Origin of the sequence: Paraburkholderia sp. BR10937 (assembly GCF_040965695.1) — a bacterium.
Classification (GTDB): Bacteria; Pseudomonadota; Gammaproteobacteria; order Burkholderiales; family Burkholderiaceae; genus Paraburkholderia.
Genome location: NZ_JBFRCL010000001.1, coordinates 411,344 through 424,135 on the forward strand (window position 1 = coordinate 411,344; position 12,792 = coordinate 424,135).

Sequence of the window (12,792 nt, forward strand, 5' to 3'; positions counted from 1 at the left end):
CGCCGGCCTTGGTGCAGCAAGGCAAAAAGGCGCAGCTTCTCACGAAGCTGCGCCTTTTTTATCGCCCGATGAACGGCGATATCGGGCTTATAGCGGCGAAATCGCCGAAGTCCGGGTGCGCGCCGCCGAAGCGCGCGCGGCCTTCGGTGCGCGCTCGCCGTCCATGCCGTCGTGCTCGCCATCGTGCAGGCTGCCGCCCGGCGCTGGCTGCACGCCATCGTAGTCGTCGCCCGCAACACCGTTGCGAGCCGCCACTGCCGGACGTGCAAGACCGTCCTTGACCCACTGCTCGCCAAGCTGGCTGTTCGGCGTCTGGCTGAAGTGCTCGACGAGATGGTCGATGAACGTACGCACCTTGGCCGGCAGGTGACGGCGGCTCGGATACGCGACGTTGATCTCGACCTGCGGCAGACGATAGTCGCCAAGCAGCCGCACGAGGCGCCCGCGCGTCATGTCGCGACCGATCAGGTAGCTCGGCAGGATCGCGATGCCCATGCCGAGCAGCGCGAACTGACGCAGCATCTCGGTGTTGTTCGCCACGATCACGTTGGTCGGACGCACGCGGATTTCGCCGTCCGGCCCCGTGAACACGCGCTCGTCACCCCAGTACTCGGAGGGCAGCGAGAGGCTCGGGTGCTCCATGAGGTGCTCGGGGCGCGTGGGCGTGCCGTGCTTTTCGAGGTACGCGGGCGTGGCGCACACCGTCATGCAACCCGTCGTGAGGCGGCGCGTGACGATGCTGGCGCTGCGCATCTGGCGCGCAGTCACGACGCCCAGATCGAAGCCCTCTTCGACGAGATCGACCTGACGGTCCACCAGCGTGACGTCGGGAATGACCTGCGGATAGCGCTGCGTGTACGTCTGCAGCACCGGCGCGAGATTATGGAGCCCGAACACGACCGGCGCGACGATGCGCAGCGTGCCGACGGGCTCGTGATTGCGCGCGACGACCATCTGTTCGACATCCTCGAGTTCATCGAGGATCTGGCGGGCGCGCTCGAGATAGACCTGACCCGATTCGGTCAGGGAGAGACTGCGGGTCGTGCGGTTGAGCAAACGCGTGCCGAGTCGACCTTCGAGGTCGGCAACATGCCGCGTCGCAACCGCGTTGGAGATATCCATCGCGGAAGCGGCCCGGGCGAAACTGCCGAGGTCGGCCACTTTGACGAATACTCGCATCGACTGCAAATGATCCATGAGACAACTCCTGCCTGTTACTACCCCGCTGTTAATCAGCGGAGGAAACCGCGAATTCTCCTACGACAGCAGAAATCCTGCAGAAGTTGCCTCCGAAGCCCTTATTTTCTTTACGAATTCTTCGACTGCACCCCAAAATGCATCAACCGAGGTCCGATTGTTACCTCGAACGAAACAATTTTGCGCGTTGCAGCGAAATAGCCGCTCGAGCGCCGAACAGATGGGCCTGTGCACCGCACCAATGCATTCGACCCCGAAAACAAAAATGGCCGCCCGAAGGCGGCCATCAAGTTAGCGAGCGCTCACATCACATACTTACAGGCGCGTTTCCAGCGTCTTGCGAGCGTCCTTCAGCACTTCCGGCAAGCCATGAGCGAGTTTGTCGAACAGCTCGGCGTGCAGCGCGAGTTCGGCGCGCCAGGCGTCGGCATCCACCGAAATCACCTGCTCGAACTGCTCCTGCGTAAAGTTCAGGCCGCTCCAGTCGAGATCGCCGTAGCGCGGCGACACGCCGAATGCGTGCTCATCGCCCGTGGCCTTGCCCTCGATACGGCGCACCATCCACTCGAGCACGCGCATGTTCTCGCCAAAGCCCGGCCACACGAACTTGCCGTCCGGCCCCTTGCGGAACCAGTTCACGCAGAAGATGCGCGGCACCGTCGCGCCGGCCTTGGCGAGGCGTGCGCCCACGTCGAGCCAGTGGCCGAAGTAGTTGGCCATGTTGTAGCCGCAGAACGGCAGCATCGCGAACGGATCGCGGCGCACCACGCCCTGCTGCCCCGCGGCCGCGGCCGTGGTCTCCGAGCCCATGGTCGCGGCCATGTAGACGCCCTCGGTCCAGTCGCGCGCCTCGGTCACGAGTGGCACCGTGGTCGAACGGCGGCCGCCGAAGATGAACGCATCGATGGCCACGCCCTTGGGGTTCTCCCACTCGGGATCGATCGACGGACACTGCGACGCGGGCGCCGTGAAGCGGGCGTTCGGATGCGCGGCCTTGCGGCCGGTTTCCTTGCCGATGGCGGGCGTCCAGTCGTTGCCGAGCCAGTCGATCGCGTGCGCGGGCGGCTCGTCGGTCATGCCTTCCCACCAGACGTCGCCGTCGTCGGTGAGCGCGACGTTCGTGAAGATCACGTTCTCCTTGAGCGTCGCCATGGCGTTGAAATTGGTCTTCTCACCGGTGCCCGGCGCCACGCCGAAGTAGCCGGCCTCGGGGTTGATCGCGTAGAGACGGCCATCGGCGCCGGGCTTGATCCAGGCAATATCGTCGCCGATTGTGGTGATTTCCCAGCCGTTCATGGCAGGCGGCGGAATCAGCATGGCGAAGTTGGTCTTGCCGCACGCCGACGGGAACGCCGCCGCGACGTGGTACTTGCGGCCTTCCGGCGAACGCACGCCGAGAATCAGCATGTGCTCGGCGAGCCAGCCTTCGTCACGGCCCATGGTCGAAGCGATGCGCAGCGCGAAGCACTTCTTGCCGAGCAGCGCGTTGCCGCCGTAACCCGAGCCATAGCTCCAGATCTCGCGCGTTTCCGGGAAGTGGACGATGTACTTCGTCTTGTTGCACGGCCACGGCACGTCTTGCTCGCCCGCCGCGAGCGGCGCGCCCACGCTGTGCACGCACGGCACGAACGCGCCGTGTTCGCCGAGCACGTCGTACACGGCGCGGCCCATGCGCGTCATGATGCGCATGTTCACGGCCACGTAGGGGCTATCAGAAAGCTCCACGCCGATATGCGCGATGGGCGAGCCGAGCGGGCCCATCGAGAACGGCACGACGTACATCGTGCGGCCGCGCATCGAGCCTGCGAACAGGCCGTCGAGCGTCGCGCGCATTTCGCCGGGCGCGACCCAGTTGTTGGTGGGGCCGACATCTTCCTTGGTGGGAGAGCAGATGAACGTGCGGTCTTCCACGCGCGCGACGTCCGAGGGGTCGGAGCACGCGAGATACGAATTCGGACGCTTTAGCGGATTGAGACGGCGCATCGTGCCGGCCTCGACCATCTGCGCACACAGGCGGTCGTATTCTTCCTGGGAACCGTCGCACCAGACGATGCGATCCGGCTGCGTATGCGCTGCAATTTTCTGCACCCAGTCGATCAGTTTCCGGTGCCGGACCCAGGCGGGCACCTGAGCGGCGGCCTGGGCTTGGTAATCGGGATGGTTCATCGAGCTGTCTCCATTTTTAGGGCTGTAAAAAGGGAATCGGCCCTTTTCAACGCTGCACGCGAGAGGCGCAACTCATGCGAACCGGATGTCGATGGCAAATCAACATGCGAATCGATTCGCGCAGTTGGGCAGGTCGTCAAGGTCCTTTAGCCTGGGGTTCGAAACCGTCTGTAAAGCGGCTTGCATCGGAGCCCGACAAGCTGTTAAAAGTTGCAAATTCGCGGCTGATTACCGCGTCAAAAACCTGCGTGCGTAGCCTCGGGCTTGCGCAATTGCAATGCCTGCTGCTGCACGCGGCGAGCGACGTGAAGGCTCCCCATATTCATACCAGCCTTCCCGGCGCTGCATAGTGGGACAACCACCAGATGAACACCGAAGTCGCGCTACGAAAGGCGCGATGCAAAACACGCAAAACAACCCGCTGCCATGAAAATTGCCATCCTTGACGACTACCAGGACGCCGTCCGCAAGCTCGACTGCTTTCAACTGCTCGCCGACCACGAGGTCAAGGTTTTCAACAACACGGTGCGCGGCCTCGGCCAGCTCGCCAGCCGCCTCGCCGAAGTCGACGCGCTCGTCCTGATTCGCGAACGCACCCGCATCACCTCGCAACTGCTCGACAAGCTCCCGCACCTGCGCATGATCAGCCAGACGGGCAAGGCCGGTCCGCACATCGACATCGAGGCCTGCACCGAACGCGGCATCGCCGTACTCGAAGGCACCGGTTCGCCGGTCGCGCCCGCCGAACTCACGTGGGCGCTCATCATGGCCGCGCAGCGCCGCATTCCGCAGTACGTCGCCAACCTCAAGCAGGGCGCGTGGCAGCAGTCGGGCCTCAAGACCTCGGCGATGCCGCCCAACTTTGGCTTGGGCCAGGTGATGCGCGGGCAAACGCTCGGCATCTGGGGCTACGGCAAGATCGGCCGGCTCGTGGCCGGCTACGGCAAGGCCTTCGGCATGCGCGTGCTGGTGTGGGGCCGCGAGCATTCGCTCGAAGCGGCGCGCGCCGACGGCTACGAAGCCGCCGCGAGCCGCGAGGCGCTGTTCGAGGAGAGCGACGTCTTGTCGCTACATCTACGCCTGCACGATGACACTCGCGGGATCGTGAAGCAGGAAGATCTGCTGCGCATGAAGCCCACGTCGCTGCTCGTCAACACGAGCCGCGCGGAGCTGATGGAAGAAAACGCGCTGCTCGGCGCGCTTGCTCACAACCGTCCGGGCATGGTCGCGATCGACGTGTACGAGAGCGAGCCGATCCTGCAGGGCTACAGCCTGCTGCGCATGGAAAACGTGATCTGCACGCCGCACATCGGCTATGTGGAGCGCGAAAGCTACGAGCTGTACTTCGGCGGGGCGTTCCGCAACATCCTCGCGTTCGACGCGGGCGATCACGCGAGCGTCGCGAACCCCGAAGCGCTGCAGGGCGGCCGCCGCAAGTAAGCGCGGGGCGGCGCGCGCCGCCCTTCCCGCGTCTTTCCGTCTGATTTCGATGTGGCCGCGTGCGCTCAGGCGTTAGCGGCCGCTTCCATGACCTCGGGCAAACGCGCGAGGAAACGCTCGCCGTCCACGCGGCCGAGGTTGTAGGCGTGCTGCATCTGCTGCGGGCTCGTGTAGTCCCAGCTCGAGATCGGCACCCGGGCCGACGGCTGCACATAAAGGCGCTGCTGCACGCCCTGCGCCGCCTGATGCCGCACCACGAACATCTGCGGACGCGGATAGAGCCGCGTCACCATCACCAGCACGCGGCCGGGCGTGTCGTCGAGCGCGCCGACCGGCACGTTGTCGACCATGCCGCCGTCGAGCACCGGGCGGCCGTCGCGCCGCAGCACCGGCGTGAACGGCGGCGTGCATGACGACTGCAGGATGAGATCGGCCAGGTCCTCCACGCTCGCGCATTCCTGCGCCGTCACGAACTCCGGATGAAACCCGAGCCTGCGCCCGAGCGTGGGATGCAGCGTCTTGCGGATGTGTTTTTCGATGTTGTACGCGATGAGACCCGCCGCCACGGCGCTGCGCGCGCCAAGCCAACGCGGCACATGCGACACGCCGATGCGGATCTCAGGCGCGTCCTGCAGTTGCGTGAACGGCTCGCCGTAGATGTCGAGCAGCGCCTGGCGATAGATGCGGTAATGCGGAAACACCGACTCGCCGCGCAGCAGATTGCCCCAGTAGGCGTTGCGCTTGTTGTGGCGCAGCGCTTCCTCGTAATAGCGCATGACCCAGTCGGCGTCGCGCGTGTAGAGCATGCACGCGGTGGCCGCGCCCGCCGAGATGCCCGTAATGACGCGCGGGCGAATACGCAGCTCGGGCTGGACGATGTCCCAGACCCCCGCCTGCCACCAGCAGCGATTGCCACCGCCGGCGAAAACCACCTGATCGAACATGCCTTCTACGTCCTTCGAAGCGACCGAAACCGATCGGAAGCGCCAAGCTTAATCGAGCAGCGCGTAGGTCGAGGTCGCGTGAACGGCCATCCGGCCGTCTTCGTCGTAGAGTTCTATTTCACCGAACACCAGATTGCGGCCCATGCGCAGCACGCGCGCCGTCACGAGCACGTCGCCCTTGCGCACCGCGCGCATGAAGTTCGTGTTCAGCGCGACGGTCGTCATGGGCTTGAAGCCCCCGAGCGCGGCCGTGATCGCCACGATCATGGCCGTATCCGCCGCCGCCATGAACACCTGGCCGCAGATCACACCGCCCGAATGGCGCAGCTCGCCGGAAAACGGCAGGCGCAAGGTGGCGCTGTCTTCCGAGACCTCAACGGGCTTCATCCCGAGCGCGCGCACCCACGGGGCCAGCACGCGCTCCAGCAGCGCGTCGATTGCGTTGTCGTCCATCGTTTGCCTTTGTGGATTGCCGTGCGACGATTCCAGCCGTTTGCCACCGACCTCGGCCAGCTTTGGCTTCGGCAAACGGGCGGTGCACAACGGCTGGCTTGAAACCTGGATTGACCCAGGAGTGGCGACATCATACCGGGACAGCAAGGCCCCCGTGGAAAAGGGGCAAACGCGCTCGCAGACGGAGCCTGCACCGCATCGACAAACTATTTTCAGATAATTTGCAGAAGGGGCTTGCCAAGCCCAAAAAAGTCCTGCATAATCTTTTTTCTGTTGGGGGCGTTAGCTCAGTTGGTAGAGCAGCGGACTCTTAATCCGTAGGTCGAGTGTTCGAGTCACTCACGCCCCACCAGCGAATTCAGCCAAAAAGCCCGATCCTTGCGATCGGGCTTTTTGCATTTCTCCGCCGCCACAGGCCTGAGTTACTTCACGCGCCTCACGTGACGCGAGGCCTGCTTCGGGCGCGGCAGCCAGCGGCCGAGCGCCTCGAAGCCGTCGAGTTGGCGCAGCAGCGTGTCGACGGTCGAGAGCTGAACGTGGGTCAGATGGTTTTGCTTCAGAAGCGCGTGAAGGCGCTTGCGCCAGTACGCGACACCCATCACCGGCATTTCGAAATCGCCAGCCAGCGACGGCGGCATCACGCGCGCGATGTGCGCGATTTCCTGTTCGACGAATGTCATGGCTATCCCCGTTGGTCCTGCCGTGGTTTCTTATCGTATGAAGTACTGTAGGACGCTCCGGGGCGCTCGCCAGCCTACCCGTATGGATAGGTAACAAATAGTCCGACTAAATTGGGGATGGACGCCGCTGAAAGCGGTTCCTCGCTGGCGCGACTCTCGCGCTTCGTCGTTCGCCGGCAAGCCGGTCATGCACTTGCCACGCTTGCCAGGTCCGTAACGGCATGGACGGCGAAAAACTTCGGAATCCAGACGATCGAACGCCGCTCCGCACGCCTCGCTTTTCGGCCTCTTCTTCGGCGTCACGCTCGCGACCCAGAACCTCTAGCCGCCAGCACTCAGAGGAACGGCTTGCCGTCCACCTGTTCGTAGACGACATTGCCATCGTCGTCTTCGAACTGCTCCAGGTAGTTGCGGGCGCCACACAGCGGACACCGGAACAAGGGCCCCTGCCCTTCGTTCTTGATCACCACCTCGCTCTGTTCCCACGGGGTGCCGCACGACTGGTTGCGGCAAACGAATGTACTCGACATGCAGACTCTCCTGACTGTTACGGGTGCAAAGCCTACCGCAAGTACGGCCCGCGCGCCGCAAATCTCCGACTCCCGCCGCTATTGCGCTCCCAGGCTGTTCACTTCTTGAGCAGTTGGCCGCGTTCCTGTTCCGGCCTGACGCAATCCTTTCGCGGCCCTGAAGGCTCGCGCGCCGCGCATTCGAGCGGCATGCACGCGCCAGACCGCGACTGCGCGGCGGCGCGCCGCGCTGGCATGGTTCTCGCGTTAGCGTGCCGCGGTAGCGCGGCCTCGCCCGCGTCCATCCATATCGAGATCGAGAACACTGAGGAGCACGCAGATGAATCACGCGGACATGCAATTCCTGACCACCGAATTCCCGTACAAGAAGCAGTATGGCAACTTCATCGGCGGCGAGTGGGTCGCGCCGCTCGGCGGCGAGTATTTCGACGATGTCTCGCCCATCACCGGCCACGCGTTCACGTCCATCCCGCGCTCGCGTGAAGCCGACATCGAACTCGCGCTCGACGCCGCACACAAGGCCAAGGCCGCATGGGGCAGGACCTCGCCCACCGAGCGCGCCAACATTCTCAACCGCATTGGCGATCGCATCGAGCAGAACCTCCACAAGCTCGCCGTGGCCGAGACCATCGACAACGGCAAGCCGCTGCGCGAAACGCTCGCCGCCGACATCCCGCTCGCCGCCGACCACTTCCGCTATTTCGCAGGCTGCGTGCGCGCGCAGGAAGGCGGCATCTCCGAGATCGATCACGATACGGTCGCGTATCACTTTCATGAGCCGCTGGGCGTGGTCGGCCAGATCATCCCGTGGAACTTCCCGATTCTCATGGCCGCGTGGAAGCTTGCGCCCGCGCTCGCGGCCGGCAACTGCGTGGTGCTCAAGCCCGCCGAGCAGACTCCCGCCTCGTTCCTCGTGCTCACCGAACTGATCCAGGACCTGCTGCCGGCCGGCGTACTCAACGTGGTGAACGGCTTCGGCCTCGAAGCCGGCAAGCCGCTCGCCTCGAACAAGCGCATCGCCAAGATCGCCTTCACGGGCGAAACCACCACGGGCCGCCTCATCATGCAGTACGCGAGCCAGAACCTCATTCCGGTGACGCTGGAACTGGGCGGCAAGAGCCCGAACATCTTCTTCGCCGACGTACTCGACCACGACGACAGCTATTTCGACAAGGCGCTCGAAGGCTTCGCGATGTTCGCGCTCAACCAGGGCGAGGTGTGCACCTGCCCGTCGCGCGTGCTCATCGACGAGAAGATCTATGACCGCTTCATGGAGCGCGCGCTCAAGCGCGTCGCGGCGATCCAGCAGGGCCACCCGCTCGACACGAAGACGATGATCGGCGCGCAGGCCTCGCAGGAGCAGCTCGAGAAGATCCTCTCGTATATCGACCTCGGCAAGCAGGAAGGCGCGCAATGCCTGATCGGCGGCGAGCGCAACAGCCTCACCGGCGAACTCGGCGACGGTTATTACGTGAAGCCCACCGTCTTCCGCGGCCACAACAAGATGCGCATCTTCCAGGAAGAGATTTTCGGACCCGTGGTGTCCGTCACGACCTTCAAGACCGAAGAGGAAGCCCTGGAAATCGCCAACGACACGCTCTATGGCCTCGGCGCAGGCGTGTGGACGCGCGACGGCACGCGTGCCTACCGCTTCGGCCGCGCAATCCAGGCGGGGCGCGTGTGGACCAACTGCTACCACGCTTATCCGGCGCACGCGGCGTTCGGCGGCTACAAGCAGTCGGGCATCGGGCGCGAGAACCACAAGATGATGCTCGACCACTACCAGCAGACGAAGAACCTGCTCGTGAGCTATAGCGAGCAGCCGCTCGGGTTCTTCTGATCGCACGGTGTGCCCCGTGCGTCGCGCGTGGTGTTTTGCGGTCGAGGGTCCGCAGCCGCGCGCGACGCCCCTTTCGTTGCATCTTGAGAGGAGCATCACGACATGGTCGAACGCGTTACCGCCACGCCGGCCGCGCTCGCGCTGATCGAGCAGTTGGCTCGCGAGCACGGTTCCCTGCTCTTTCACCAGTCGGGCGGCTGCTGCGACGGCAGCGCGCCCATGTGCTTTCCCGTCGGCGAGTTCATGGTCGGCAATGCCGACGTGCAGTTGGGAGAAATCGGCGGGATGCCGTTCTATATGACGGAGGCACAGTTTGAATACTGGCAGCACACCCAGCTCGTCATCGACGCCGTGCCAGGCAACGGCGGCATGTTTTCGCTCGAACGACCCACGGGCCTGCGCTTTCTCACGCGCTCGCGGCTCTACGACGACGAAGAGAACGCGTGGCTCGAGGCGCATCCGGTGATGCGCGTGAGCTTGTGAGGCTCGGGCGCCCGGCATACCAGGGGCGTCGCACGGAGCATGGTGCTATCTTGGTCCGCAGGCGCTGCGCAGTCGCGCGGCCATCGCACCAGGAGACGCCATCATGCAAAACCACGACGTGAAACTCCTCACCCTCGAGCCGATGGACCTGCTCGCCGTCAGCCACGTGGGTCCGTACATGAAGATCGGCGACGCGTTCTACACGCTCGCGCAATGGCTCGGCGAGCGCAACGTGCGCACGTCGGGCTCGAAGATGGTCGGCATCTATTACGACGATCCCAATACGGTCGAAGAATCGAAGCTGCGCTCGAAAGCGGCGCTGCATCTGGGGCAGGAAACCGATGTGGAGATCGTGGCGCCTGTCGAGAAGTTTCAGCTGCGCGGCGGCGAGCACGCAATGATGCTGCACAAGGGGCCGTATCAGGGGCTGGGCCAGGCGTGGATGTGGTTTTACAACGAAGGATTGCAGAAGCTCGGACGCACGCCGGACTTTTCGGCGCCATCGTTCGAGGTTTATCTGAATACGCCCGATGAGGCGGCGCCGGATGACCTGAAGACGGAGCTTTATATTCCGCTCGCATGAGCTATGCGATTCGCACGGTTTGAACGATGCCGTCGGGACGTTTACGGCGGCATCTTCGTTTCCGATGCGAGGGTTCTAAGGTTTTAATAACGTATGTATACGTAAACGTAGTAATAGTTAACAAGCCCCTGGGTATTCTGTGGATAACCCCGGAAAACCATTGAGTAAACAAGGCTGTGGAAAAACCATAACCTTGCGGGCGTTAACGGGACAACGCCAGGTTGCTGCTGGCAACTTTTCCACAGTTTGCACGCGGCAGAAGTTATCCCCGATTCATGCACAGTGATTTCCTGGGGTTTTCCGGGAGTTATCCGCTGGGGGCTGTGGATAGTGCGGGAAGCGTATTCCCTCTGTCTTCCAGACGAAAAAATAGCGCCTCCAGGGCCGCTTTTTCGCTGGTGAAAATCGCGACGTTGAATCGGACCTCGCAATCTCGAATTTACGGTCTATAACTTCTGCGAGTGGGCCAGTGGTGACTGTTGATCAAATTGCACCATGGTCCGAGTGTCGCTCGAAAAGGTGAAATAGTAAGAATCGCGAAGGCCATTGAGGCCTGCTCCGTCACTCATGGAGGCGCCGGATGAAACGCCGTGAACTGCTGGCTGCGCTGGCTGCGGGCGCAATGACCCAGGTTTCCACCGGCCAGGCACAGGCGAGCCCGGCGAAGTACACCGACGAGATCGAACTGCCCAAGCCCAAAGTCTCCGGTACGGTCTCTCTCGAGGATGCCATCCAGGGGCGCAGGTCCGTGCGCAGGTTCCGGTCCGACGCGCTGCCTGTCGAGACCATCGGCCAGCTGCTGTGGGCCGGCCAGGGCGTGACGAGCCCGGACGGCAAGCGCGCGGCGCCTTCGGCCGGCGCCTTGTATGCGCTTGAACTCTACATGGTGACCGCCGCGGAGGTGATGCACTACGTGCCTCAAGGCCACCGCGCGCAGACGCGAGCAACGCCCGATATGCGCCCCAAGCTGCAAGCGCTTGCACTCAACCAGGCGTCTGTCGGGGCGGCGCCAGCCTTGATCGTGGTGGCTGCCGATCCCGGTCGCCTCAAGCAGCGGTATGGGGGGAGAGCCGGTGTGTATAGCGACCTGGAGGCCGGGCACGCCGCCCAGAACATGCTGCTTCAGGCCGTTGCGCTCGGGCTCGTCGCCGTGCCCGTGGGCGCGGTCGATGGGCCGCAGGCAGCCCAGGCGCTCGGTTTGCCTGCCGGGCAGAGCGTCGTCTATGTCATCCCGGTGGGCTTCGCGGCTTGAGTTGCGGCGTGCGGCCGTACAAAAAACAAACGCCCGGGAAACCGGGCGTTTGTTGTTCAATGGCAGCAGCAGATGGACGCAAAACTTGAGAAACCCAGCCTTGTTCGGCAAGGCTCTCTAGCCGATGCGAACGCATTACGTAAGAACGCGTGACGCATAAGCTGAGAGTTTGCAGCCTCGGCCTCTTGAGTGCGGAGTGGCTGAGACTTCGAAAACGAAGCTATACCATCACTACGCGTTGTTGCTTTCCTCAACGCAACCTCAGAAATTAGCCATCAGACATCTCGATTTTACGAATTCCGTGAGCCGGAGAATCAGTTCTATGCGGCTGGCAGGAGTCTTCCTGGCGATCACGGATGCCGCTCGTCAATCTGTGAAGCAGCGACGAGTCGGGATTGCATCGCCGAACGTGCGTCCGGCGAAACCGCTATCCGCGTGTCGCGCTAGATTACGAAACGAAAAAGTGGACGTCACATTCAGCTAAAGTGCAAACCACCCGAGGAATTTGACTTGCACTCCATTGTTCGGAACTTGAAGCCACCGTCGGTCTGAAAAGCTTCAGACACACGACCGTCGCCAACACGCGCAAACAGTCCAGTAGAGGTCGCACCTGGGCACGCCGCATCCTGTGTGTATTCCATGCTTACGAGGATTCTTGTCAACACGGAGGATGCGACAGAGGCGTTCAATATCGCGAATTGAAAAGACAATACAGCCGATGCCCAAAGCAACGTGCCAATGGGTGCAAGTAGCGCAACACTCTGTCTGTGATGAACAGTGTCGGGGTCATCGGCAATCTTGCGCCCGGTTCTGAGCCGACGCCAGAATTCACCTAGCTCACACGCGATCGGCACAGAAAAAGTGAGGTGCCTGACAAAGGTCCCCAGGACTTGCTGAGAAAAAAGCTTAATTAGCTGAAAAACTGCCACGATAGCGAGAAGCAGTGCAAATATCTGAATTAGTCGTACTGCGGTACCTACAGAGGTCAAGAGACCCGAAAAGCTCGAAAAGTGGTCATAGGTTTCTCGGGTCAGCCTGAGGACGATTCTTGCCGTATCAGCATGGCTAAGCCATAGAGCAATGGTGCTGACACCTAGGGAAGGTCTGCACAATACGTTTTCAGAGCGCCGATCTTTTTTCACGTTGGGCGTATCGGCCGCAGAATCTGCTAGCAGGTTGGTCGTCCGGCTTTTGAAGCATGATGACCTGCGTTTGCCGAGACTC

Annotated in this window: 13 protein-coding genes and 1 tRNA gene; 7 read left to right on the forward strand and 7 right to left on the reverse strand. The window is 62.8% G+C overall.

What is annotated here, in order from left to right:
• Positions 1 to 87 precede the first annotated feature (87 nt).
• Both AB4Y44_RS01865 and AB4Y44_RS01870 read right to left on the reverse strand, forming a co-directional pair.
• On the reverse strand, positions 88 to 1,197 hold the full coding sequence (locus tag AB4Y44_RS01865) for a LysR family transcriptional regulator (protein ID WP_342920247.1): 1,110 nt from the start codon (positions 1,195 to 1,197) through the stop codon (positions 88 to 90).
• A 315-nt stretch (positions 1,198 to 1,512) separates the two neighbouring features.
• Positions 1,513 to 3,363, reverse strand: a complete 1,851-nt coding sequence (locus AB4Y44_RS01870; protein ID WP_368698540.1) for a phosphoenolpyruvate carboxykinase (GTP) — start codon at positions 3,361 to 3,363, stop codon at positions 1,513 to 1,515.
• A gap of 104 nt (positions 3,364 to 3,467) precedes the next feature.
• On the opposite strand from AB4Y44_RS01870, the gene AB4Y44_RS01875 reads away from it, so the two are divergent.
• Together AB4Y44_RS01875 and AB4Y44_RS01880 are read left to right on the forward strand one after the other, a co-directional pair.
• A complete protein-coding gene (locus tag AB4Y44_RS01875; RefSeq protein ID WP_342920249.1) occupies positions 3,468 to 3,713 on the forward strand; it encodes a hypothetical protein in 246 nt (81 codons plus the stop codon).
• A 76-nt stretch (positions 3,714 to 3,789) separates the two neighbouring features.
• Positions 3,790 to 4,803, forward strand: coding sequence for a D-2-hydroxyacid dehydrogenase family protein (locus AB4Y44_RS01880; RefSeq protein WP_321922812.1), 1,014 nt, complete (start codon positions 3,790 to 3,792; stop codon positions 4,801 to 4,803).
• Between the two features lie 65 nt (positions 4,804 to 4,868).
• On the opposite strand, the gene AB4Y44_RS01885 is transcribed toward AB4Y44_RS01880, so the two are convergent.
• Positions 4,869 to 5,747, reverse strand: a complete 879-nt coding sequence (locus AB4Y44_RS01885; protein WP_368698541.1) for a patatin-like phospholipase family protein — start codon at positions 5,745 to 5,747, stop codon at positions 4,869 to 4,871.
• A 48-nt stretch (positions 5,748 to 5,795) separates the two neighbouring features.
• Positions 5,796 to 6,200 carry a PaaI family thioesterase gene (locus AB4Y44_RS01890; protein WP_028203232.1) on the reverse strand — a complete coding sequence of 135 codons (405 nt, stop codon included), beginning with the start codon at positions 6,198 to 6,200 and terminating at the stop codon, positions 5,796 to 5,798.
• 276 nt (positions 6,201 to 6,476) lie between these two features.
• Here AB4Y44_RS01890 and AB4Y44_RS01895 point away from each other — a divergent pair.
• Positions 6,477 to 6,552: transfer RNA gene (locus AB4Y44_RS01895), tRNA-Lys, on the forward strand.
• A 70-nt stretch (positions 6,553 to 6,622) separates the two neighbouring features.
• On the opposite strand, the gene AB4Y44_RS01900 is transcribed toward AB4Y44_RS01895, so the two are convergent.
• Together AB4Y44_RS01900 and AB4Y44_RS01905 are read right to left on the reverse strand one after the other, a co-directional pair.
• Positions 6,623 to 6,880: a hypothetical protein gene (locus AB4Y44_RS01900; protein ID WP_051481331.1), complete on the reverse strand. Its 258-nt coding sequence runs from the start codon at positions 6,878 to 6,880 to the stop codon at positions 6,623 to 6,625.
• A 335-nt stretch (positions 6,881 to 7,215) separates the two neighbouring features.
• On the reverse strand, positions 7,216 to 7,410 hold the full coding sequence (locus tag AB4Y44_RS01905; RefSeq protein ID WP_069264575.1) for a hypothetical protein: 195 nt from the start codon (positions 7,408 to 7,410) through the stop codon (positions 7,216 to 7,218).
• A 319-nt stretch (positions 7,411 to 7,729) separates the two neighbouring features.
• Here AB4Y44_RS01905 and adh point away from each other — a divergent pair, with 319 nt between their 5' ends.
• The 4 genes from adh to AB4Y44_RS01925 all read left to right on the forward strand — a co-directional run bounded on the left by adh (position 7,730) and on the right by AB4Y44_RS01925 (position 11,568).
• The gene (gene adh, locus AB4Y44_RS01910) at positions 7,730 to 9,250 is read left to right on the forward strand and encodes an aldehyde dehydrogenase (protein ID WP_368698542.1); all 1,521 of its coding nucleotides are present in this window, start codon (positions 7,730 to 7,732) and stop codon (positions 9,248 to 9,250) included.
• Between the two features lie 102 nt (positions 9,251 to 9,352).
• Entirely contained in the window at positions 9,353 to 9,733 is a 381-nt protein-coding gene (locus AB4Y44_RS01915; protein ID WP_342920252.1) for a DUF779 domain-containing protein, read from the forward strand.
• 103 nt (positions 9,734 to 9,836) lie between these two features.
• A complete protein-coding gene (locus tag AB4Y44_RS01920; protein WP_342920253.1) occupies positions 9,837 to 10,316 on the forward strand; it encodes a GyrI-like domain-containing protein in 480 nt (159 codons plus the stop codon).
• Positions 10,317 to 10,896: 580 nt separating this feature from the next.
• Positions 10,897 to 11,568, forward strand: a complete 672-nt coding sequence (locus AB4Y44_RS01925; protein ID WP_368698543.1) for a SagB/ThcOx family dehydrogenase — start codon at positions 10,897 to 10,899, stop codon at positions 11,566 to 11,568.
• A 476-nt stretch (positions 11,569 to 12,044) separates the two neighbouring features.
• Here the strand turns inward: AB4Y44_RS01925 and AB4Y44_RS01930 are convergent.
• On the reverse strand, positions 12,045 to 12,792 hold a 748-nt coding region (locus AB4Y44_RS01930), incomplete at its 5' end, for a hypothetical protein (RefSeq protein WP_368698544.1).

Coding starts and splice junctions, on each gene's coding strand:
- AB4Y44_RS01865 (WP_342920247.1), bottom strand. CDS start 1,197: ATGGATCATTTGCAGTCGATGCGAGTATTCGTCAAAGTGGCCGACCTC.
- AB4Y44_RS01870 (WP_368698540.1), bottom strand. CDS start 3,363: ATGAACCATCCCGATTACCAAGCCCAGGCCGCCGCTCAGGTGCCCGCC.
- AB4Y44_RS01875 (WP_342920249.1), top strand. CDS start 3,468: ATGCGAATCGATTCGCGCAGTTGGGCAGGTCGTCAAGGTCCTTTAGCC.
- AB4Y44_RS01880 (WP_321922812.1), top strand. CDS start 3,790: ATGAAAATTGCCATCCTTGACGACTACCAGGACGCCGTCCGCAAGCTC.
- AB4Y44_RS01885 (WP_368698541.1), bottom strand. CDS start 5,747: ATGTTCGATCAGGTGGTTTTCGCCGGCGGTGGCAATCGCTGCTGGTGG.
- AB4Y44_RS01890 (WP_028203232.1), bottom strand. CDS start 6,200: ATGGACGACAACGCAATCGACGCGCTGCTGGAGCGCGTGCTGGCCCCG.
- AB4Y44_RS01900 (WP_051481331.1), bottom strand. CDS start 6,880: ATGACATTCGTCGAACAGGAAATCGCGCACATCGCGCGCGTGATGCCG.
- AB4Y44_RS01905 (WP_069264575.1), bottom strand. CDS start 7,410: ATGTCGAGTACATTCGTTTGCCGCAACCAGTCGTGCGGCACCCCGTGG.
- adh (WP_368698542.1), top strand. CDS start 7,730: ATGAATCACGCGGACATGCAATTCCTGACCACCGAATTCCCGTACAAG.
- AB4Y44_RS01915 (WP_342920252.1), top strand. CDS start 9,353: ATGGTCGAACGCGTTACCGCCACGCCGGCCGCGCTCGCGCTGATCGAG.
- AB4Y44_RS01920 (WP_342920253.1), top strand. CDS start 9,837: ATGCAAAACCACGACGTGAAACTCCTCACCCTCGAGCCGATGGACCTG.
- AB4Y44_RS01925 (WP_368698543.1), top strand. CDS start 10,897: ATGAAACGCCGTGAACTGCTGGCTGCGCTGGCTGCGGGCGCAATGACC.